This is a genomic window from Lactobacillus johnsonii, assembly GCF_014058685.1.
Classification (GTDB): Bacteria; Bacillota; Bacilli; order Lactobacillales; family Lactobacillaceae; genus Lactobacillus.
On record NZ_CP059055.1, the window covers coordinates 1177270 to 1200733 of the forward strand.

At 30.6% G+C, this 23464-nt stretch carries 22 protein-coding genes; 1 reads left to right on the forward strand and 21 read right to left on the reverse strand.

The genetic code is table 11. The features are described 5' to 3' along the window. Nucleotides 1–98 precede the first annotated feature (98 nt). From H0I41_RS05450 to tnpB, 10 genes are all read right to left on the reverse strand, one after another. Nucleotides 99–1424 carry a HEPN domain-containing protein gene (locus H0I41_RS05450; protein ID WP_162222161.1) on the reverse strand — a complete coding sequence of 442 codons (1326 nt, stop codon included), beginning with the start codon at nucleotides 1422–1424 and terminating at the stop codon, nucleotides 99–101. Nucleotides 1425–1649: 225 nt separating this feature from the next. Continuing rightward, complete coding sequence (rfbD, locus tag H0I41_RS05455; RefSeq protein ID WP_135014746.1) at nucleotides 1650–2636, reverse strand: dTDP-4-dehydrorhamnose reductase; 987 nt, start codon at nucleotides 2634–2636, stop codon at nucleotides 1650–1652. 16 nt (nucleotides 2637–2652) lie between these two features. Next, a complete protein-coding gene (gene rfbC, locus H0I41_RS05460; RefSeq protein ID WP_004897504.1) occupies nucleotides 2653–3261 on the reverse strand; it encodes a dTDP-4-dehydrorhamnose 3,5-epimerase in 609 nt (202 codons plus the stop codon). Between the two features lie 29 nt (nucleotides 3262–3290). Further along, nucleotides 3291–4175, reverse strand: a complete 885-nt coding sequence (rfbA, locus tag H0I41_RS05465; RefSeq protein WP_086874822.1) for a glucose-1-phosphate thymidylyltransferase RfbA — start codon at nucleotides 4173–4175, stop codon at nucleotides 3291–3293. A 6-nt stretch (nucleotides 4176–4181) separates the two neighbouring features. Next, nucleotides 4182–5219, reverse strand: coding sequence for a dTDP-glucose 4,6-dehydratase (rfbB, locus tag H0I41_RS05470; RefSeq protein ID WP_182094497.1), 1038 nt, complete (start codon nucleotides 5217–5219; stop codon nucleotides 4182–4184). A gap of 145 nt (nucleotides 5220–5364) precedes the next feature. Further along, nucleotides 5365–6537: a MerR family transcriptional regulator gene (locus H0I41_RS05475; RefSeq protein WP_086874820.1), complete on the reverse strand. Its 1173-nt coding sequence runs from the start codon at nucleotides 6535–6537 to the stop codon at nucleotides 5365–5367. A gap of 105 nt (nucleotides 6538–6642) precedes the next feature. Further along, nucleotides 6643–7374, reverse strand: a complete 732-nt coding sequence (locus H0I41_RS05480; protein WP_135014744.1) for a DUF6710 family protein — start codon at nucleotides 7372–7374, stop codon at nucleotides 6643–6645. 277 nt (nucleotides 7375–7651) lie between these two features. Beyond that, a complete protein-coding gene (locus tag H0I41_RS05485) occupies nucleotides 7652–8260 on the reverse strand; it encodes a hypothetical protein (protein ID WP_086874818.1) in 609 nt (202 codons plus the stop codon). Between the two features lie 330 nt (nucleotides 8261–8590). Beyond that, nucleotides 8591–9550 carry a hypothetical protein gene (locus tag H0I41_RS05490; RefSeq protein WP_135014742.1) on the reverse strand — a complete coding sequence of 320 codons (960 nt, stop codon included), beginning with the start codon at nucleotides 9548–9550 and terminating at the stop codon, nucleotides 8591–8593. Between the two features lie 736 nt (nucleotides 9551–10286). Beyond that, entirely contained in the window at nucleotides 10287–10427 is a 141-nt protein-coding gene (tnpB, locus tag H0I41_RS05495; RefSeq protein ID WP_086874861.1) for an IS66 family insertion sequence element accessory protein TnpB, read from the reverse strand. A 192-nt stretch (nucleotides 10428–10619) separates the two neighbouring features. Here tnpB and H0I41_RS05500 point away from each other — a divergent pair, with 192 nt between their 5' ends. After that, nucleotides 10620–11897, forward strand: coding sequence for an ISL3 family transposase (locus H0I41_RS05500; RefSeq protein WP_182094499.1), 1278 nt, complete (start codon nucleotides 10620–10622; stop codon nucleotides 11895–11897). Nucleotides 11898–11970: 73 nt separating this feature from the next. On the opposite strand, the gene H0I41_RS05505 is transcribed toward H0I41_RS05500, so the two are convergent. The 11 genes from H0I41_RS05505 to H0I41_RS05555 all read right to left on the reverse strand — a co-directional run bounded on the left by H0I41_RS05505 (nucleotide 11971) and on the right by H0I41_RS05555 (nucleotide 23423). After that, nucleotides 11971–13398 (reverse strand): flippase, encoded by a 1428-nt coding sequence (locus H0I41_RS05505; protein ID WP_086874816.1) that lies wholly within the window; start codon nucleotides 13396–13398, stop codon nucleotides 11971–11973. Between the two features lie 5 nt (nucleotides 13399–13403). Then, a complete protein-coding gene (gene glf / locus H0I41_RS05510; protein ID WP_135014371.1) occupies nucleotides 13404–14522 on the reverse strand; it encodes a UDP-galactopyranose mutase in 1119 nt (372 codons plus the stop codon). Nucleotides 14523–14577: 55 nt separating this feature from the next. Further along, entirely contained in the window at nucleotides 14578–15429 is an 852-nt protein-coding gene (locus tag H0I41_RS05515) for a beta-1,6-N-acetylglucosaminyltransferase (protein ID WP_135014370.1), read from the reverse strand. A gap of 271 nt (nucleotides 15430–15700) precedes the next feature. After that, nucleotides 15701–16705 carry a hypothetical protein gene (locus tag H0I41_RS05520; RefSeq protein ID WP_135014369.1) on the reverse strand — a complete coding sequence of 335 codons (1005 nt, stop codon included), beginning with the start codon at nucleotides 16703–16705 and terminating at the stop codon, nucleotides 15701–15703. Between the two features lie 22 nt (nucleotides 16706–16727). After that, nucleotides 16728–17594 carry a glycosyltransferase gene (locus tag H0I41_RS05525; protein ID WP_086874812.1) on the reverse strand — a complete coding sequence of 289 codons (867 nt, stop codon included), beginning with the start codon at nucleotides 17592–17594 and terminating at the stop codon, nucleotides 16728–16730. A gap of 4 nt (nucleotides 17595–17598) precedes the next feature. Beyond that, nucleotides 17599–18675: a glycosyltransferase family 61 protein gene (locus H0I41_RS05530; RefSeq protein ID WP_162222159.1), complete on the reverse strand. Its 1077-nt coding sequence runs from the start codon at nucleotides 18673–18675 to the stop codon at nucleotides 17599–17601. Between the two features lie 32 nt (nucleotides 18676–18707). Continuing rightward, the gene (locus H0I41_RS05535; RefSeq protein ID WP_086874810.1) at nucleotides 18708–19694 is read right to left on the reverse strand and encodes a glycosyltransferase family 2 protein; all 987 of its coding nucleotides are present in this window, start codon (nucleotides 19692–19694) and stop codon (nucleotides 18708–18710) included. Next, nucleotides 19663–20916 carry a hypothetical protein gene (locus H0I41_RS05540; protein WP_086874809.1) on the reverse strand — a complete coding sequence of 418 codons (1254 nt, stop codon included), beginning with the start codon at nucleotides 20914–20916 and terminating at the stop codon, nucleotides 19663–19665. The genes H0I41_RS05535 and H0I41_RS05540 overlap by 32 nt, the downstream gene beginning before the upstream one ends. After that, nucleotides 20916–21992 (reverse strand): glycosyltransferase, encoded by a 1077-nt coding sequence (locus tag H0I41_RS05545; RefSeq protein WP_135014367.1) that lies wholly within the window; start codon nucleotides 21990–21992, stop codon nucleotides 20916–20918. Before H0I41_RS05545 ends, H0I41_RS05540 begins: the two co-directional genes overlap by 1 nt. 9 nt (nucleotides 21993–22001) lie before the next feature. Next, complete coding sequence (locus H0I41_RS05550) at nucleotides 22002–22781, reverse strand: DUF4422 domain-containing protein (protein WP_113886554.1); 780 nt, start codon at nucleotides 22779–22781, stop codon at nucleotides 22002–22004. Between the two features lie 3 nt (nucleotides 22782–22784). Next, complete coding sequence (locus tag H0I41_RS05555) at nucleotides 22785–23423, reverse strand: sugar transferase (protein ID WP_234694691.1); 639 nt, start codon at nucleotides 23421–23423, stop codon at nucleotides 22785–22787. Nucleotides 23424–23464 lie beyond the last annotated feature (41 nt).

Consider the following 23464-nt stretch of genomic DNA (forward strand, 5'->3'; position numbering starts at 1 on the left):
AAATTTTTCTACAGAAAGTATTAAATAAGAATCATCAAAATATTTAAACTTACTCACTCAACTAGCAACTCACTACATTCTACACTTCTAGACACACATTATAATCTTTCAGTATTAAAACAACCATCTAAAACCATGCCAACCATTTGCTTATAATCTATTTTCATACCCAATTCTTGTAAAATGAAATACTGCGTTAAGTATTGGAGAGCATTTACACCTTGTGAGAGCTCTATAATATCATCAATTACTTTTGCCTTTTTCTCTCCATGAGCAATATATACTCTTGTTTGTTTAATAGCTTGGGCCCATTCATCTATATTTCCTACGTGTTCTTCCAACTTATCTATTACATAAGTAGGTAAAGATTTGAGCATATTTTTTATCTTTTTACATAAGCTGATTTTTTCATCTCGATAATATGCTTCAATACCTTCAGTAAGATTAATTAATTTATTTTGAACTGTTTCATTATAAGAGATAGTTAGGAGATAATCTTGGATGAGCAGATCAAAGTTTTCACTCTTATTAAACCAATTTGGAATCAAATTATCTAATTGAATATCGCGTTCTTCTCGAAACATTTCATAGATAGATAACTTATCATTATTGTGTTTATATCTCATTTCAAGGAAATAGATATCTTCTGTAAGTGATTTGTGTGTATCTTTATCAAATCCTTTCCTAGATAATTGTGTAGTATTAAGGGGACGCCCTAATACTACGGAGAACATTTTTCTTAATTCAGTAGCAAAGAAGATTGCCTGATCAGAAGAAATATCATTTTCTCCCTCAACTAAAATCCAAGAGTCGTTTTTGTAGTTTACATACTTATCATTTTGATTGTGTTCTTGATTTATATATCCAATTAATTCAACTTTAAAAAGCTGGTCTTTATACGTAAAACATGCTAATACACCTGGATCAACAGACTTCACTTTTGTTTGTAAATCTGGATATGATGTCTCCATTCTAAAATACGGTTTAATCCAATCATCTAATAAAGTAAAATCTAACAATACTATATTAAATATCTTTTTTGACATATTATTAGGGAAAAAATCTATAATAGAGAATCTATTCATATGCCAATCATCATAAGCAACAGCAGTAAGATGTAACATACTAAGCCCTGGGGTTATTGAAATCTCAGGAATATATATATACTTAGTTGCATCATTCGCAATATAACCTAAAATATTACTTTTTCTATATAGTGACATATGAGATGTGATAGCCTTAATTTTTAAACTCCATCCTTGAAAAAGAGATAGTTCACCTATTCCGTTTTCATATTTTAGCGTTCCAAATTTGTATTCATCTTGAGGAGCTGTCTGATTAATATCCTCTTTCAGTTCAATCCAACCACCATTTATTGAAAAATCATCAAGCAATGACTGCTTATTTAATGGAAAATACTGCATTCCCATTTTCTCCTTTTTAGACAAAATAAACCTTTAACAAATCAACAAAGTTTAATCTTTTATTACCTAATAACCATATAATCGCTTTCACTATCGAATGTCAATGACAGGACTTAATTGATGTTTTTTCTATATAAACATTTTTCCATCTCTCATCTTTGCAAAATATATTGGGTATCAAAAAAGCAAGCCTCCAAAAAAGGAGCTTGCTCTTTCCTCTATATTTTACTTCCCTAACTCATCAAAGAAGCCGTCGGCCTTTAAAATGTCCAAGTAGCGGCTAATAGCGTCTGGCCAAGTTGGAAGTGGCTTAAAGCCGTTTTCTTCTAACTTACTCTTGTCTAAGCGAGAGTTAAATGGACGAACAGCCTTTGATAAGCCATATTCTTCAGTAGTTACAGGAGTAACCTTAGTCTTGTAGCCTGCTTGACGGTAGATTTCTTTAGTGAAATCGTACCAAGAAATATAGCCGGTCTTAGTACCATTTTCGTCATGGTCGCCTTCACTTGCTGGTAATTCAGCATTAGTTGCATGGTAGTAGCCGTACTTATCAGTTTCAATCATGTCTACCAATAAACGAGCTAAATCAAAAGTATAAGTTGGTGTACCTACTTGGTCACTAACAACTTTAACTTCATCATGGTTTGAACCAACTTTAAGCATTGTCTTAATAAAGTTAGAACCATTTACACCAAATACCCAAGCAATACGAACGATGAAGTACTTGTCCAAGGTATTAGCAACAGCTTCTTCTCCGCCAAGCTTAGTTTCACCGTAAACATTTAATGGCTTGTAACCCTTAAAGTCAGGTTCCCAAGGAGTAGTTCCTTGACCATCAAAGACGTAGTCAGTTGATAAGTAAACCATTGGAGCATCTAGCTTTTTAGCAACATTAGCGATGTTTTGAGTTCCATCAACGTTAACTTTACGAACAGCAGCTACCTTATCGTCATCTTCAGCCATGTCAACTGCAGTCCAAGCAGCACAGTGAACAATAACATCTGGATTTACTTCAGAAATAACCTTGTCTACTGCGTCTGCATCGGTAATATCTAAAGAAACGTAGGGAGCCTTAGTCACAACGGTGCTGTCAGCTACACCAGCATATTCAGGTGCTAAGTCTGATCCAACACCTTCATAGCCACGTTTAGCAAGTTCATTCATTACGTCATGGCCAAGTTGACCATTAACGCCAGTTACAAAAACTTTCATTAATTTACCTCACTAATTAAAACTTAAAAGTATCCTTTAAGCCTTTCCATTCTTGATCACGGTCAGATAAAGTAAGCTTAGTACCGTCATCAAGAGTGTAGCCACTAGCATCTGGACTGCCTGGGTAATCACCCTTAAGATGTGGCCATTCGATACCAATTTCAGGATCGTTCCAAGCCATACCACCTTCATCGTTTGGGTGCCAGAAATCGTTAACCTTGTAGCAGAATTCTGCTTCATCACTTAAAACAAGGAAACCATGAGCAAACCCTTGTGGAATTAAGAATTGCTTCTTGTTTTCAGCAGTCAATTCAACACCGTACCACTTACCGTAAGTCTTTGAGTCGCTACGAAGGTCAACAGCAACGTCAAATACGCTACCACGAACAGCACGAACCAACTTAATTTGTGGGTATTTCTTTTGGAAGTGCAAACCACGGAGTACACCCTTGGTTGAGCTTGATTGGTTATCTTGAACGAAGTTAATGCTGAAGCCAGCATCCATCATATCTCTTTGGTTAAAAGTTTCCATGAAGTATCCACGGTCATCACCGTGAACAGTTGGAGTGATAACTGCTAAACCTTCAATTCCACCAACATTTTTTTCAACTTTAATTTGTCCCATTTTAAAAGCTTCTTTCTTAATTAAAAATTTTAGTAACGAACTTTACCTTCAGCAACTGATTTTAAGTGTTTACCATATGGGCTCTTGCCATAGTGCTTAGCTGCTTCTAAAAGTTGATCCTTGTCAATCCAGCCGTGAATATAAGCAATTTCTTCTGGAGCTGAAACAGAAACGCCTTGACGTTCTTCAATCATCTTAACGTAGTTAGAAGCGTCAACTAAACTTTGCATTGTACCAGTATCAAGCCATGCATAACCACGACCCAAAAGCTGTACACCTAAGTTATCGTCTTGTAAGTACATATCGTTTAGACTAGTAATTTCTACTTCGCCACGTGCACTTGGCTTAACTTGAGCAGCCTTTTCACTTACACCAGCTGGATAGAAGTAAAGACCAGTAACAGCATAGTTACTCTTAGGTTGTTCTGGTTTTTCTTCGATAGATACGGCATTACCATTTTCATCAAAGTCAACAACACCAAAACGTTCTGGATCATTTACGTAGTAACCAAAGACAGTTGCCTTACCTTTTTGAGCATCTTCAGCAGCATTCTTAAGTAAGTCAGTAAAACCATTACCGTAGAAAATGTTATCACCTAAAACCATGGCACATGCTTCACCATTAATGAAATCCTTACCTAATGTAAATGCTTGAGCCAAACCATCTGGACTTGGTTGAACCTTGTAAGAAAGGTTAACACCAAATTGTGAACCATCACCTAATAGTTCCTTAAAACGTGGCGTGTCAGCTGGAGTAGAGATAACTAAAATATCTTTAATACCAGCTAACATTAAAGTAGATAATGGGTAATAAATCATTGGCTTGTCATAAACTGGCAATAATTGCTTACTAGTTACTAAAGTCAATGGATATAAGCGAGTACCTGAACCGCCTGCTAAAATAATTCCCTTCATGCTGAATTAGTCCTTATCTAAAACTTGCTTCTTACCGTACATTTCGTCGTAATAGTTTTGGTAGTCACCAGAAATGATGTTTTCCCACCAGTCTTTGTTGTCAAGGTACCATTGGATATTCTTCTTGATACCATCTTTGAACATAGTTTCTGGAAGCCAGCCTAATTCGTTGTGAATCTTTTCTGGGTCGATAGCGTAACGACGGTCATGACCCTTACGGTCAGTAACGTGTTCAATTAATGAGTATGGCTTATCTAAGTAATCACAGATAAGCTTAACAATATCAATGTTAGCCATTTCGTTGTGACCACCAATGTTGTAAACTTCACCAGGCTTACCATTTTCTAAGATAAGGTCAATTGCCTTGCAGTGATCTTCAACATAGAGCCAGTCACGAACATTCTTACCATCACCGTAAACTGGTAATTTTTCATTGTTTAATGCTCTTTGAATCATCAATGGAATCAATTTTTCTGGGAATTGATATGGACCATAGTTGTTAGAACAACGTGAGATGGTTACTGGCAAGTTGAAAGTTCTGCCGTATGCACCAACTAATAGGTCTGCACTAGCCTTACTTGATGAGTAAGGACTTGAAGTATGAAGTGGAGTATCTTCGTGGAAGAAAAGATCTGGCCGATCAAGTGGTAAATCACCGTAAACTTCGTCAGTTGAAACTTGGTGGAAACGCTTGATACCGTATTTACGGCAAGCATCCATTAAGACAGAAGTACCGATAATGTTCGTTTCTAAGAAAATTTCTGGGTTTTCAATAGAACGATCAACGTGACTTTCAGCAGCAAAGTTAACTACTACATCAGGCTTTTCTTCTTCGAATAACTTGTAAACACCTTCACGGTCACGAATATCTAACTTAACGAACTTGAAGTTAGGATTATCCATAACATCCTTTAAAGTAGATAAGTTACCTGCATAAGTTAAACTATCTAAACAGATAATTTCGTAATCAGGATGCTTCTTTAACATGTAAAAAACAAAGTTTGAACCGATAAAACCGGCACCGCCAGTAACAATAACTTTCATATTTATCCTCCAAATTTTTGAGTTCATATGAAGTATATAACATTACGTTACGTCACCCTCAAGAGGATAAAATAAAAAAAGGCTGTTTTTTAATTCTAAACAAAAAAAGATCAAACACTTTGCTTTATAGTGCTTGATCCTAAGTTTATTTCTTACAAATAAAACATCCAACATCTTTAGTAATATGAAAGCCATCGCTTACTTTATCATCAACGTAATTTTTAAATTCATTATAGTGATCTAGTAAAATCGAATTCTGATTACCATGACAAGACAAAATATAAGAAATTACTGGCGTAGATTCAGACAATTCAATCGCATCCTCATACTTATAACAGGTAACATCAGTAAAATCATGGGATAAAATTTCTGCCCCATTGTCTAAGCCAAAGCGATCATACAAGTTAGTTGAAGACAAGACAATTTCTGGATTAAATTCTTGAACTAAATCAGTAATTTCATGCATATGTCTCTTAGAATAAGTAGAGCACGCAAAAGAAGCGCCCTTTTTCATTACTCTCTTTATTTCCTTCAAAGTCTTAGGAATATTGTCACAGTAGAAAAGCATATGGTTAGCAATTACCAAATCAAATGTATTATCCGCAAAAGGTATTTTTTGTGCATCAAAAACAGCATATTGAAATTCTGCTCTGTCTCCAATCTCATTCTTCGCATCAGCTAAGATACCTTCAGAAATATCAGATAAAACAATGGTTAATCCTTTAGGAATTCTATCTAGATTTTGTGACCAGAGAGTACCATTACCCGCCCCTAGTTCTAGAATCTTCATCCCCGGCTTTAAGTCTAGTTGTCTAAACAACCAGTGGAACCATCCCTCTTTATTAAGAGAATAATCCCGGTGAAGCTTGATTCGCGCAGAAATATTGGAAGCATTTTGGTATTGAGTACTTAGAGACTGATTCATTGAAGTCAAATGAATCAAGTCTAGCATCTTATTCCAGTCTACTTCGTGTCCGGCCCTCAAAGTGCTACTAGTTGAATCAATGGCAGTAACTACATTCTGCATTTCTTTAAGTCGTTCTTCCACTAGTCTTTTTTGGATCTGCAAAGAATCAAGTAAAAGTTGCCTATCTCCTGATCCTAAAGTCATTTCTCGAATGTCTGTTAAAGAAAATCCAAGATATTTTAATAGAAGAATTTGTTGTAATTTGGCAAAATCAGCATCAGTGTAACGTCTTGCACCACTTGCCGTGTGTGTTGATGGTTTTAATAAATTTTTTTGATCGTAATAGCGAATTGTACGAATTGAAACATGCGCCTTCTTCGCAAATTCGCCGCTTGTGTAATATGTTGGCATGTTAATTTTTTTATAAATATAACTTCCTATCTTGTCTGAAGAGCAATATATCAGTATTCACTACAATTCTAATTAACTGAAAATGATACGAACCCAAGAAACACATTACCTTTGTTCCTCTCTGAGATTATTTAATATTTCAGGTGGGAAAAATTTATTATTACCTAATATACTTCCAATTTTCATTAAAGAAATCCATTTGTCTCTAACTACCCTATTATTTATTCGACTGTATCCATAAAAATTCGAAAATTCACTATCAGAATTTTTTAACGCCAAAGAAATATCATAAATACGATTAATTTTAACTTGATCAAATTCATTTTTTAGCACAGCACTTAATTGACTATGATTTCCGTTATTAACTAAAACGATACCTAATGGATAAATATAAACATTGTCTATATTTGAATTTTTTGAATCAAATTTATTATTATTTCCTTTTCCAATATACCGAATATTATCTACAATTCTCTGATTATTCCACGGACACGCAATAATTGGATTTTTTAAACCACTAATAAATACAGGATTATCATAGAGATCAATATTTTTATAATCTTTTGAATTTCTCGGTCTAAAACAATTAGAATCAAATCCTTTCGGTGCACTATGAGGTCTACTCAAAGATGCATAAGCAAAATCGCCATACTGAATGCTATTACAAATTATCTTTTGCAAATAGATTAGTACTTCAAACTGATAAGCATCTTTACTATTACTATCTTTCCCTAAAAAATAGTCTAAAGTCTTATCTAATTCATTAGGTCTATAAAAAGAAATACTATGAATTTCTTCTTTCAATTGATTGATTTTTCTTTGTTTATTTACAAACACTTTAATTTCTCCTACTAAAAGTTAAAAATATTTTTTATAAAGAAAAAGTCGAAGTAGAGAATGAACAACTGATAAAGCGCTACTTGTTATTAAGCAATAGTATCCCAACTAACTATGTCCTAGTTTTCTATTGAAAATTATGATTAACCAAAGCGTCAAACTTCTCTTTAACTAAGTCAAGTTATACACGCATTTTTTTACGTTCGTCTAAACCCAAGATCGTAAATATCAATTATCCTAAAATTTTCTTTACGATTATTGACATTAATTAACATATTTAGTTATTCAAGCTCAATCCCACGTTTTCTAACACAAAGATTAGGGTCTTTCTTCTGTTAATATCAGATGTCCTAACCAGTGTTAAATTTTTATCTCTTATTTTATCTAATACATTTTGTTCTATCCCAAATGTATTTTGTAAACGATAATAAGTAGAATCTGTCATTTTAGCATGTCTACAGCCTTGTAAAAAAGGCAAATCTTTTCTGGACTTGCTATTAACTGCATACTTCATGGTATTCTTAAAAATTGAATCCTTTTTATAACTAGTTATATAACAATCATTTTTCAGAATAAAGTTTTCTACTTTTATAAAAAATTTGTCTAATTTATTGTTATTCAGAAGAGAACGTAGTATATCAAGAGGAATCTTCTCCAAGTATTGAACATTAATTTCTGGACTTAAAATATTAAGTGAAGAATAATAATAGTTATCACCTTTAATCAAAATCATAGATAAATTAGGTATATTTTTATCAAATTCATCAAAATAAATATTTACATTCACAGAATTAAATCTAAATATATACTTAATTACGCTACTGTTACCTTTTATTTTCATTTGAGAATAGTCTTTCTTTAACTTCTCAATAGTCTCTTGTTGCATAATCATTTTTCCTTACTAAAATAATTCATCATAATTTTAACTAGTATTCACAATTTCCAGCCAATAAGTTTACAATTTTAAATAATTCATGTAGATCCTACAATTATAAATATATTTAACCGTACCAAAACCAGTATATGGTACTGCTTGAATAAATTCTCCATCTTCCCGTTAATTTAGTAAATCAACAATTCTAGTAATAGTTTTAGACCCCAAATAAACTTTCTGTTTTATAGCAAATACTCAATTTAAGTTTACAATTAGCAAATTTTTTGTCTATTCTATAAATATAATAACTATTCCTCTTACAAGCATTCCTTAAATTAACAATCAATGATCTATTTCATCAAAATACATTAACATTCTTTCATAATAATTTTTATTAGCTTCCTTAATTCCTACTTTTATCAAACTAGCAAAAATTAATATGAAAAATATACCTACCAGAGCTTCAGTCGTAGCATTGATATTATTAACTTTATTGTCTTTACCAGGAATAAAAGTATTAATAATATCTACGAAAAAATTGTGAGAAAAAAGAGTAGAAATAATAGGAACTAGTGCAAGACAGATTGAACCTAAATTCCAAAATGGAGTATTATTTTGCCCTTTTACTGTCGACTTCATTTTTATATACAAGTTTATATTCTTATTCTTTAACTTTGTTAAATTTTTTATAATATTTTCTCCATTTATATTATCTAACCTATCATTAGGACACGGTTTAAGAAATATATTTAATTGATCATTATCTTTAATAATAGAATATACGGAATTTAAGTTTATTCTTTTCTGCGATAAGTTAATAAAAAAGTTTCCTATCTTCTTTTTATAGCGCCGTGAATAAGTATATGGAATCATTGTAACAAATGGATATATTCCCACAATCAATACAAAAAACAAAGCTAAATATATTTCAATACATATATTGGTTAAAATCGGCAGTTTAAAAACTATTTTCGGAATAGGCATTATTAAGATGAAAATATGGGTTATATATACAGAGACATGCAATATATTATATTTAAAAAATAAAGAGTATCCTTTTTTATTAAGGCTATCTTTTAGCCTTTTAAAAATTGAACGGTATATTCGCAATATATATAAATTAATTAATTCAAATATACATAGTAAAAATATTCTAATATCAAATATTTTATTAATATCAAAAATTTTAATAGAAAATAGTGATATAAAATTTAAAACTAACAATTGAAAAAAACGCTGATCATCAAAGATAAAACCAATTTTATTAAAAAATTTACTTATTTCTCCTATTTTTCTTTGCATAGATTGTTTCCCCTTCTTTTCTATAAATCATCAATTATCTATCAAATTCTATATTTATTAATTTTCTAATCAATGTTTATTATACTTTTTGTATTTAAATTATTTTTATCTACCTTAACCTTTAATTTAATGTATTGGGAAATAGTGCTTATATGTCTCTTTATTCCGGATATGCTCTAGTCGCTTAATTTTTGCAGGATCAAAGACTAATTATTTTCTCGCAGTCCAGGAGCCAATTTATTTTAGGGTATGATGACGAACTAAACAAATTTGTTCTGCTTCATATAGCTTATGAGGTACCTCTTCAGAAAGGAAAGCTAACCGAGCAATTTCTCTTTTAGCCTTATATTTACTTTTCTTATAAGCAATAGTTTCAGCCTTCTCCTGCGACGATCATCATCTTCACTAATTTTGGCATCTGCTCAGAAAATTTACCACATCTCTTTTAAATTAAGTAGGTTACTTATTCTCGGAAAAAGGCTATTTCTTCTGTTAAATTTCTAAGAGTTGTTGCTTGTTCTTGAATAATTTTTTCTAAAGTTATTTCTGACACGATGAAATAGCTTCCTAGATTTCATTAAACATAGGATATCAAAAAAGAACGCAAGATCAATAGAAATTGCGTGTATTTTTAGCATAATAGAGAAGCCTTGTATTAGCCAATCAATTTATTCAGAAGTTAGTGCTTTATTTTGGACCAGTTACTCTTACCATTTTCAAATCTTTTATAGAGAAACTAATAACCTTGTCCCTCCCAATATAAAGCTTTAAAGCTATCCTGTTTACCGCCACAAAAGAGAAACACTTTACCAGAAAAAGGAACAGGCTCAAACTTTTCTCTAACTAAATAAACTAAAGTATCGACGATTTTTATCATCACTTCAAAATCTAGAGAACTATAAAGATTCAATTCTAAATCTTTATTTTTAGGCTGTATACGTTTTCCTGTTGATGAACATCTATGATATTCTATCGACAGGATTTGTTTACGTAAAAATAGAGGCCATAGTCCTCTCTTACTTAAAATCCTTCTTCGACCAATTCAATTAAGTGTATGGAGATTTAAACTATGTCCTCTTTAAATGATTATATTAAATTTACTCTTGATATTGAAGATAAAAACATTATTTTTTCTGATTATTCAAATGAAAATATTAACGGTAAGATTTACAAAATATATTTAGCTGAGCTGATCCAGCCTACTTGTCCTTATTGTCGTTCTACTAATCTTAAGCATAACGGTCATTACGTCTCTAACGTTCGTTTCATTACTGCTGATGCTAGTAAGCCCGTTACTATCAGATTAAGAAAACAACGTGTTCTCTGCAATTACTGTTTAAAAAGATCTATGGCTCAATCTAATCTGGTTAATAAAGGCTGCTATATCTCTAACACTTCTAAGCGAAAAATACTTTCTGCTCTTACTGAAGATCGTTCAATGACCAGCATTGCTAGAGAACATAATGTATCTGTCAACACGGTTCAAAGAGTATTAGAAGTCTGCTCTTCTAAGTTCTATGATGCCTTTGATCATCTCCCTGAACACTTAGCTTTTGATGAATTTAAGGGCGTAGGCAAAAAGCTTCACTTTATTTGTCTAGATGGTGATACTCACAAAGTTGTTCAAATTCTTAGAACTCGTTTCAAACCTGATATTCTACGCTATTTTTACAAGTTCACTCCTAAAGCTCGTGCAATGGTTAAAACAGTAACTATGGATCTTAATTGTTATTATCCTTTAGTTGCTAGAGAATTATTTCCAAATGCTCAGATAGTTATTGACCGTTTTCATATGGTTCAAATGCTTACTCGATCTTTTAATACTTTCAGAGTTCAGATCATGAAAAAGTTCAATAAACAAAGTCGTGAATATAAACTTTTAAAGTCCCCTTGGAAGCTTTATCTCATGAAATATGGCAAGCTCAATAAGACTACTCCTTATTACGACTGGCATTTTAAGGACTGTCTAACACAGGAGCATGTTGTCTTAGACGGTTTAGATTGTGATCAAACTTTAGAAAATACTTATTGGATTATGCAAGACTTTATGGCTGCTATTCAGAATAAAGATGAAAAGAAAGTTATTCACTTACTTCATTCAAAACAAGCGGTTGGTAAACAAATGCATCAAACTCTATTAACTTTTAAACGCAATTATTCTGGTGTCTTAAATGGTATTGCCTCAACTTATTCTAATGGCTGTCTTGAAGGAGTTAACCGTAAAATTAAACAAATTGAGCGTACTGCTTATGGCTATAGAAATTTCAAACATTTATTAATTAGAATTAGACTCGAAGAAAATATTGTAAAAGAAAAAGAGCCAAACAACTATTTTCTAGTTACTTAGCTCTCTTTATAAACCATTCCTCAACAGGATTTTACAAACAGCCATTTAAATACTACTTTTCCTTAACGAATGCCTATTTTTTAAATCTATCCCCAATTAGCTCTTTGGCATCCTGAAGTATCTTAGCCCGTAGTATAAATAATACCCCAGCGTAAATTCCTATACCAACTAGTACTTCCAGCCCCATCATCAACCAAGACCCCTTTAAATGGGTATTCATCCAAAAAACAGGAATAAACATTCCTAAGCCCGCAACGAAGTATTTCCAAGAGTCAGCAAATAATGCCTTAAAATTAAGCATGTGTCGCACAGCCCACATTTGGTATAAGGTAACAGAAATCTCTGAAAAAACAGTTGACCACATTGCACCAGTTAGGCCCCATAATCTGATCAATGGAATATTTAAAATCAGATTTACAACTGCCCCTAAAGTAACAGAAATCGTAAATTGCTTTTGATGATGAGTTGGCAGTAAATACTGAACCCCTAACACATTACTCCATGCAATAATTAAAATTACAATTGATTCAATCATCATAGCGGATCCAACCGGATAGTAGCCCGGTCCATAGTAATTTGGAGCTAAAGTGAGAGATATTGCTGCCAATCCAAACATCATGGGATAGGAAACAGCAGAAACAAAGTCAAATGATTTATATAGCATTTGATTAACTTTATGCATATCGCCATGTGCAACTGCATTAGCAACGTGTGGTAACATAACTGTTCCCGTTGCTGTAACCAATGCCAAAATTAACTTAACTAAATTATCGGAATATTGATAATATCCAGATGCTGTTTCATTAACCATGACTCCTAACATGGTCTTGTTAAGTTGCACATACACTTGTGTTGCAATCTGGGGAATGAATAGTTCAGCCATAGGTAAAAAATGTTGCCATGGATTCAAAAACCTAATTGAAACTTTATCAAGATCACGTCTAATATTTGGCCATAGAGTTAAGTTACCAATTAATGTTGATAAAGCAAGTACAATAATATATAAAGTTACATCATTTGGTCCTTTGATAAATATAAAGATAGCAATCATTGATAAAATTTTTACCAATGAATTTTTTAAAACTGTAACTTTAAAATCTTCTATTCCCTCATAGAACCAAGAAATATCAAATGCAATTGCAATTAAATTTAATGATTGTGCCCACATATACTCAGGTTGACGAGTATAAAAAATCATAAAAATTTCAAACGCAACAAAGGCGTATAGAGTCATAATAGTCTTTACAATTTGAATCTCCCAAAAAGTTTTTGACATTTGCTCTCTATTTTCTCTCACATAGGCTATTTGTCTATTTCCATAATATCCAATACCCATATTTGCAAATAAGATAAAATATTGAATTATGGAGTTAGTAAATGAATTAGCACCGACACCCTCTGGTCTTAAAACTCGACTGACATATGCTGATGTAATTAAGGGTACTATTATTGCTAAAACTTGATAGCCAACATTGTAAAGGTAATTCTTAATGACCTTCATAAAAATTATTCACCAAACTCATTTTTTACAGATTCTAAAGCAGCTGCAATTACTTGGTCCATATTGTAATATTTATATTGACCTAAACGACCACCAAAAATGACTTTATCGTTTTCTTTTTCAGCTAAATCTCTGTATTGTTTATATAACTCATTGTTTCTATCATTATTAACGGGGTAATATGGTTCGTCTCCACGTTTCCAGTCAGCAGGATATTCTCGGGTAATAATTGTTTTATCTTTATCACCTTTTCCAAACTCAAAATGTTTATGCTCAATTACACGAGTATATGGCGTCTCTGCATCAGTATAATTTATTACTGCATTCCCTTGGTAATTATCAACATCTTTTTCTTCAGTCTCAAAACGAAGTGAGCGGTATTCTAGTTCGCCTAACTTATAATCAAAAAATTTATCAATCATACCAGTATAGACAATCTTATCGAAGTCTTTTACATATTCATCTTTTTTATCAAAAAAGTTAGTATTTAATTTAACTTCAATATTGTCGTCATTAAGCATCTTTTCAACGATTTGAGTATAACCACCCTTAGGAATTCCTTGGTAATCATCATTGAAGTAATTATTATCATAAGTTAATCGAACTGGTAATCGTTTAATGATAAATGCTGGTAATTCAGTAGCTTTTCTTCCCCATTGCTTTTCAGTATAACTTTTAATTAGCTTTTCATAGATATCACGTCCAATTAATGAAATGGCTTGTTCCTCAAGATTTTGTGGTTCTTTGCCTGCCATTTCTTGTCGCTGTTCATTAATTTTATCCATAGCTTCTTGTGGAGTTCTTACTCCCCACATTTCACTAAAAGTATTCATATTAAATGGTAAATTATACATTTTACCATAGTAATTGGCTACAGGGGCATTAGTGTAACGATTAAATTCCGCAAATTGTTGTACATAATCCCAAACTTTTTTGTCTGAAGTATGGAAAATATGTGCACCATACTGATGAACCTGAATTCCATCAACTTCTTTAGTGTAAATATTTCCTGCTAAGTGATCTCGTTGTTCAATTACAGTAACTTTATTACCACGTTTTGCTGCTTCATGTGCAAATACTGCACCAAATAATCCTGACCCTACTACTAAATATTTTTTTTTCATTATTTATCTTAACCTTGTAAAATATACTACTTTTTAATTATACTTTCTTTACTTTTTAAAATTTATTAATCTTTTCAGATATTATTTTTACTAATTCTCTAGATATATATGGATCGATTTTTCTCGCAAAATAATAATCTCCATTTTTTATCTGTAAAAAATCACTTTCATCTAAAATAGCTGGCAAAGACCCATGCCTCTCCTTTGACCAATCATTATAAGTTATATTATTTGAAGCCACATTTTTTCTATAGTTTGAATTCATTAATATAGTCTGAAAATAAAATTCTTCTGGAATCAACACATTTTTTAGTGAATCTAGCACTTTATTCTTTTCACTATATTCTAATACATACTTTAAAGCATCTTTTGGAAGAGACATCCAAATTAATCCTTTATACAACTGACTCTCATTAAACCTTCCTATTTCTTTTTTAGGCTTATGTGTCATTTGATAAAATTTATTCACTATTTTAATTGCTTTTTTTCTAGAATCAAAATTTGAAAATCGGGTTCCATATTCATACCTTTTTTTTATATTAGGATCATTAAGTTCACTAACTTTAAAATGTTCCATAAAGATTAACTTACTAGTTTCAAATTTTTTAAATTCTTTAATATTCTTTACGGGTATGTCTCCTCCAGAAATTATGTGAATATATTTAATTTTTGGATTTTCTATTACCTTACGTAGACAAAACAGAATTGCCAAAAGATGATTGTAACTTCCCCAATTGATTTTATATCTTTTATAGATTGAAACATTCGAATTAAACTTAAGATCATTAATATTTATATTACTCTTTTTATCAATATGAATAATAACTTTAAATTCTTTTTGAAAAAAATTTATTAACCGCTGTAAATACTTGGTATCTTTATAAGCACTAATAACAACCGCCTGCATACTTTCTATCTCCTTCACGACTTTTTATTATAAGATGTATGATATAACTGAGTGCAATAGTAAAAGTAGATCTAAATATCTTGTATCTATGTAGATACTAAATATATTAGTTACCCACTTTACATACCCCTATTCCATGCCTTAAAACACATAGTATACATTCGTATGCTTTCCCTTTTTATTCGATTACAGTTATTTTCATTATCATATTTTTGTTCCATAAGTAAATATTATATAAATTCTTATACTTATCTAAAGGAAAGAATAAATACTATTCGAATAGTCTAATTATGTCTTTTTTAAATATATCTTTTTCTTGTCTTATAAAATCTCTATAACTATCAAAATCTTTAATCGCCTCTTGATAGTTATTAAGACAATACTCTATTTGGTTTACAATATTAGGTATATTTTTTTTATTATCATTAAATTTATATTTTTCTAATATCGGTACATCTTTCTGATATGCTGCTGCTCCTTTCCTATCGGTTAAAATACAACATCCAGAAATTGCTGCTTCTCTAGGAAATCTGTCTTTTCCCGGATGATTACCAAAATCAATATAAACTTTTCCAGAAATTAAATTTTGATATACTTCATCATTTGACATATTAATTAAAGGAACCCATTTTATCCAAGATGGAGATTTCTCTATAATTTTCTTAGTAAAATTTAGACCTTTTTTTGGATTATATAGAACTATATTTTCTCTGGGGTGTTTCAAAGCCACAGCAGATTTATCAATATATAAATCATTAATATAATCTGATAGATATACTTTTTTACTATTAAGAATCCCAGTATTTTTCAAGAAATGACTCGCATAATACGATTGAAACAAGTGAAGATCTGCACTATTTATTTCTTTTTTATAATTTTGAACTCTTCCTTTTAATAGACTACCGACAGTGTGGTATACACCAAGTTGTTTCACTGTGTCATTAATATTTTTCCATCCATTAAAACCGGTTCTATAAAAATTATCTACACTTAGCCACCATATATATTTTTTGCCCAGCTTAAATTTATTAAATTCAGATAAGCTTGTTTCAGGAATAACAATAATGTTTTCCTTATTTTCAATTACATCAGCTTCTTTTATCCAATTCTCATTAACATACTTTTCAAATGATTTCACCGGATAAATATTTCCTGTTCCAGTATAAACTAGTTGAGCTTTTTGTTTACTGGACAGGTTATTTATTTGAAATACTAACTGATGCAATAGTTCTGTTCCGCCCGTTTTAACTCCTGCTGGACACAAAACATAAATCATAATTCTTCACCTCAGATAATCTTTATCTTTTTATTTTTCCTATTAAATTTCTACTTTGCTCAATATATTTAAAACACATTTTTTCTAATCCATACTTAATCGGATTTTCTTTTAAATATGTCTTATAAAAATATAATTTACTTTGATCTAATATCTTCATTTTTTTCACTTTATCGGGGATGCTTTTATCAATTGAAGCAGAATGTAAATGATTATAGCTTTCATAATTTAGAAGATATGTTTTATATCCCTTTTGTTTAAACTTGTATCCTAATACAGTTTCTTCACCATATAAAAACATATTCTCATCATATCCGCCAACATCTAAAAATTTTTCAAGATCCAGTAAAAACATAGCTCCTGAGACACAATCTACTTCACTATATTCAGTCCTAAAATGTTCATCAGGATAATGAAATTTATTAAATGATAATTTCCTCAATTTGGTCTCATCCAAAATCCAGGCAAATGGGGTTGGAATCTTCCAAGCTTTGTTTATACTAGGAACTTTATTTACTTCAACAGCCGATGTAAGAGCGGCATTAGTTTTTGTCATTATATTTACTAACTTAATGACAGTTTGTTCCTCAAATTCGACATCTGGATTACAAACAATTGCTTTTTTAGCCTTTAATTCGTTTACTGCATAATTTATACCAAAATTATTTCCATAGCCGTATCCTCCATTTTTAGGAGAAGAGATAACTCTAATTTTAGGATTTTCTTTATACATTTCCATTAATTTTTTAAAAGAGCCATCAGACGAATTATTATCTACAATTAATATATATTCAAATATGTGATAGTCTTTAATTTTATTTACAATCTTCTTAACATGAAGTACATCATTATAGTTAAGAATTTGACATATAATAGAGTTATTTTCCATATTTTTATTTCTTTCCTATTAGATGTTTTATAGAATTTTTACCAGAGATTTTTAAACATAGTAAAATGTATTTAACCAAAACTAATTTAGAAGGATATTTTTTCGGAACCTTATACTTCAAACCATTCTTTTTAAAATATGATTTCAAATCTTTTCCAAAATTCAAAATAAATGGTCCTTCTCCTAAAGTTTTTGGGAAACTTTTTAACGGTTCATAATATCCATCAAGGTAAACTGGTTCAATGCCACTGACTTCACTAAGCTCAAACATATTAATATGTAATAGACTAGTTTTATTTATTATAACTAGATGTAAGTCAGGAGAACCAAATACTATATCAAAAGGTATCGAACCGTTTACGCATACAATCTCTTTTCCCTTCTGAAAAATTGCTATTTGTTCTTGGATGGTTAATTTTTCAGGTGAAACAATATTATACCCATTTCTTTTAAAATTTTCTTCAATGATTTTTTCACCAAATTCTTTTTTTTCTGCTACTTTTAAATTTGTTCTAGTCAAGTAAATTTTTTGAGGAACACTTATATTTGCGATATCTGCATTTTTTACCATTTGTCTAAAAATTTGTGGATATTCTTGACTGAAACTATGATCAGGATAGGTTGACATTTGGGGAATAATTATTTCTTTAAATCTTGTAGCTTGGTCCACGACAAGGATTTGAGAGGGCTTCAGACCTAATAATTTTAGAGCTTCTAAATAATTTCCATCTATCTTTCGATTATTTTCACTTAAAAATGCAAATTTATATTTTTTTATATCATCCAATTTAGAAATAATCCATGCTCTACTTAAAGAATCTAAAATGAAATGGCCCCATTGATGTATAAAAACTCCTAAATAGACTACAGGCTCATCAATCTCTAAAACTGGTTTCTCCTTATATTTTCTTCCCAGCTTAAACCACTCTCCGTCATGGTATGACAATGAAACAAAGTCATTATTTTTATTTAAAACTCCACCTTTATTTTCTCTTAACGGTAAAATAGTCCCCTCTGATATTTTTTCTATTTTTAATGGTCTATTATAATATTTATTTTTATATTTATACTTTTTATTCACCGCATTTACCCTAATCGTTTTACACACAATCTCTATAAATCTTTTTTCTTTAATCGATGACTAATTGTTCGCATTGTATTAAAAATACGTGCCGTTTCTTGTATTCCGAATATTTTTCTCATTTTATCAAAAAGAAAATACTTTGGAATTGATCTATTTATATAGTCTAAGTTTTTACTGTTTTCAAAAATAAATTTATAACACTTTTTTTTATCTGTTGATCTAGGCAACAATTCTATTTGAAACAGAGTACTAACAAATTTATCAGCAAAATAAGTCTTTAAGATATCATTATTTTTAAATTGTTCAATTAAGTTGTTAAAAACCCATAATTGACTAAAAATATTGTTATAAGTTTTACTTTTAATTAATGATCCTACTGTATCTACTCTATATTTCACAAAGCTTTCAGTCACAACCCCAAATTCATGGACAAAGCTTATAAATCTAAAGAAGAAATCACAATCTTCCCCAACTGTTAAGTCAGTATTAAAAAGAAGATGATGTGTCCTCATAATCTCTCGCTTCCAAAAAGACTGATAGGGATTCCATGGAATTTGATACTCCTCTTTTGCATATTTCATACAAAGTTTATAAATATCTTTTTCACTAATTACAAACTCTGTATTTGTTTCTATATATTTTTTATGAGTACGCGTATTCCAATGAATTACGTTTCCAATAAGTAAATCAATATCTTCCTCTAAATATTTATCTATTGACTTTAATATTCCCTTACACATTACATCATCGCTGTCAAGAAAGAAAATATACTCTCCACATGCTTTTTTTATTCCTAAATTTCTCGCAGCTGAGGCACCCTGATTAGTTTGACAGTAGAGGGCTATATTATCATAAGTTTGTACGTACTCTTCACAAATCAACTTACTATTATCAGTTGATCCATCATCTATCAAGATTATTTCTAAATCTAAATAGTTCTGATCTAGAACACTTTCAATACATTCTTTTAAATATTTTTCTGAATTATATATTGGAATTATTACTGATATTTTCATGTTTATTTCTCGATATTAATTTCCTATTTTCAACTAATAACATCAAGCCAAAATAAATCGGCACAATAGTAGATAAATTCAATAAATATATGTTTTCTAGAGATATTAAAAGGAAAAGAGTTAGACCAATGAATAAATTACTATAAAAAGCACCTATTTTAAAAGACTTTAATGAAACCACTATTCCCTTTATTAGAGGATAAATCAAAATTAAAAAGCCTAAAATTCCAAATTCAAATAAATTAATATAAATACCAAAATCACTAATCCAATATTTATTTAATCCTACTGCATGACCATCTGGTGTAAAACCAAAACCTAACCATCTACTACTATTTTCCCATTCAGTAAAAAAGTAATTAAAACTATTTATACGAACTGTTGTAGAATATCCATTCACAGAATTAGGATCAAAAGAATTAAAAAAGGAGATTATGTGCTCTCTATTGAAAAGTATCAACATTAAGATGGCAATAACACTTAATATAAATATTCCTATCTTTTTTGAATTTAAGGCTTGTATCAGTATCATCAACCCTAAAATAATTGTATACACTAACAATTGCATTCGAGTCTGACTAACAAAAATAGCATAAAAATAGAGCAGTGCAATACCTATCAAATTACTAGACTTCTTTTTGAAATATCCTCTATTATAAATACCCAATATACAAATAATAAATAAAAAACCACTAATATATGGTTCACTAATTCTAACTAAACTAAAGCCTAGTATCGTTCGTGTCCAATCTTCTCTTCCTTCAAAAAAACCTCGTCCAAGATTAATATGAAAAAAGTTATAAAAGAACCATAATATAATGCGCAGTATCATCGCAGCAAAACCAATATTTACAATATATTTAATGGTCCTCTTAAATTGCGTCATCAGTAGCTCATACATAGGAAAAGTAGCTAAACCAAGTAGCATTCCACCAAACGTAATAAATGCAGCACGTGGATTTATTCCATCATTTTGAATGCGAAACATTTGTAATATAAAAACACAAAGAATAAGGAAGATGCCTACAACAAGATCCTTTCCTCTTTTTATAGCCCGTCGATTAGAATCAAATATGTATATGAAAAAGGCGAATATACCTAAAAGAATAGATACAAACATAGCTTGTCTATCTAGAGCCCCAAATACATCTAAAAATCCTAAATTTAAAAATATAATTGAATAAATACAAAATTCATATATGTTACGTGTAGATATTTTCATTACTTTTCGTTTCTCAAACTTTTCAAAATTCTAATTTTATAGTTTTCATAATTAAATCTATGGACAGATTTCTCTACTTCCTCTGAAGATGGTAAAGTTCTTTTTAGGGAAATGATATCATTTAATATATTAGCTAATTGTCCACTTTCTCCCATTTTATATAACCAACCGTTATTTTCATTTACTATATCTTTCGTTCCAGTAGGACAATCAGAAGATATAATCGGAATTCCACGGGAGGCAGCTTCAATCAAAACCATCGGAAGTCCTTCAAATTTAGAAGTAAGTATAAGGGCATCGGCTTCTTCAATCCTTGACCAAATGTCCTTGTGAAAGCCTTTGAAACAAATTTTTTCTTGCACATCTTTATATGCTATTTTTTTTAATTTTATTTTTGTTTGTTCATCTACACTTCCATAAAAATCGCAGGACCATTCATTTTTTACATTGTTAAATGCATGAATTAACTCAGAAGTATTTTTTTGACCTTGATAATCAATTCTTCCAATATATATAAAATGATTATGTTGTGGGCTTCTTTTAACCAAATGCGTTTTACTAAAATTTAAAGGATTATAAATAAGCCTAATATTTTCGGACTTAATTCCCATACTTACTAATTCCTTTTTTATTCCGGAACTAATAGCCCAAAACTCATCTACACCTTTTAGATATTTAAGCTTTACATTCTTCATTTTAAAGGAATAATGATACCAAGCAATGATTTTAGTATTAGGAGATATGAGTTTTCTAAACTTAGAGGCCATGCTCCAAATAATCGGATTAGTAGCAATGAAAAAGTCAGGTTTTTCTTTTTTTAAAATATTAGCGATTAAAAAAGGCATATATCCAGCATAGGCAGCTAGCTGGATGTATCTTTTTTTTGAAAAATTATATACTTTTTTATTCCAATGCTTTAACCAATCCGACTTATCAGTTCCACCAAAACTAATTAATTTCCATGATATATCATTATTACTATTTTTTACATCTAAAGCTTCCGCAAAGTTTTTAATCACCGTCTCTGTTCCACCCATTCCCTTTAAATATGGAACAGCGATTATAGCCTTTTTCATACTTATCACCTAAAAATGAGTTTGTTTTTTACCAATTCCAAATTTTCTATTGAGAAAACTGATAGCCTTTTTCATTAATTGTTTAGGACCAATTTGTCCCCATGGAATTTCTTTATAGCTTTCATTAGTTGTATATAACCAAACATCCATTAAAAGCTCTGAAATATATCCAAATACTCTTGCTTCTTGAACAGAATAATCTGAAATATCAATTTCTTTTTCAAGCTTTCCTAGAACCCCAAACATAAAATTGCAGTATGAGTCAAATGCATCAGCCTTCATAATAAACATATTAAACATGTGTGCTTTTCGGCTTTTCATCACTTTATCAAAAGCTTTTAAATATGCTGGATATGACTTTTCAATTATTTCGCGTGTTTTATCTAAAGGCTCTTTATGATGTGCATGAATGTAATGAGAATAGTTTGTTTCAATATAGTAATTTCTCTTTTTAGGTAAAAGTACATCATACTTTTGTAAGAGTTGTTCTACTTTTTCAATATTTATAACGTTCTCTAAATTATATGGTTTTTTATCGAAAAAAAGACGTCGATAGTGAACTAAGCCTACAGCATCGACATCTTTTAAATTTTTCCAAGCCCAATAAATAGCTGTTAACTCGTTATAATTAGGATTTTTTTCAGATATATTTTCCCCCTCATCATCCCTCTGATAGGAAATACCAGGTTGATAATTTTTCTGTGCTCCCACTAATATTGGCATATATCCTTTAGATTTAGGCATCGGAAACTCTTTGTGGGCGGCTACTAAAATTTGGATATTTTTCATTTTTTAAAACGCACCATCCTGTTTTAATATACTTATTACACATTTAAAGAAAACTACTATATCAAACCATAAAGAAGCTTTTTTAACATATTCTAGTTCAATGTCACAACGTTCAGGATAACCTATATTACTCCTTCCGCTTGCTTGCCATAATCCTAAAGCTCCTGGCTTGACAGAAAGAAACATTTTTCTATCCAAACCTCGATATTCTACAAGTTCTTTTTTAACAATTGGTCTTGGACCAATCAAACTCATTTGTCCCATGAAAACATTTAAAAACTGTGGAATCTCGTCTAAAGATGTTTTTCTTAAAAAGGCACCAATTTTTGTAATTCGAGGATCTTCACCTTCGGGAAGTTTAAAATCGTTTTCTAAGTATTTTTGATATAATTCTGGATTTTTTTTCAATACTTCATCAGCATTGTATATCATCGATCTAAATTTCCACATCTTAAATGGCTTGCCTTCTTTTCCTATCCTCGTCTGGCCATAGAAAGGGCTATGCTTGTCTTGACGATAAATCAAAAAAGAAATTACTAAACTAGGCACAAATAAAACAATGATTGCTAAAGAACTCACTACAATATCTAAAGTCCTTTTAAAGAAATGGTAGAAGACGCGACCATCTTCACTGCTCTTGATTTTTTCAAAGGTTTCTTCCTTTATTCCTTCTCTTTCCACTG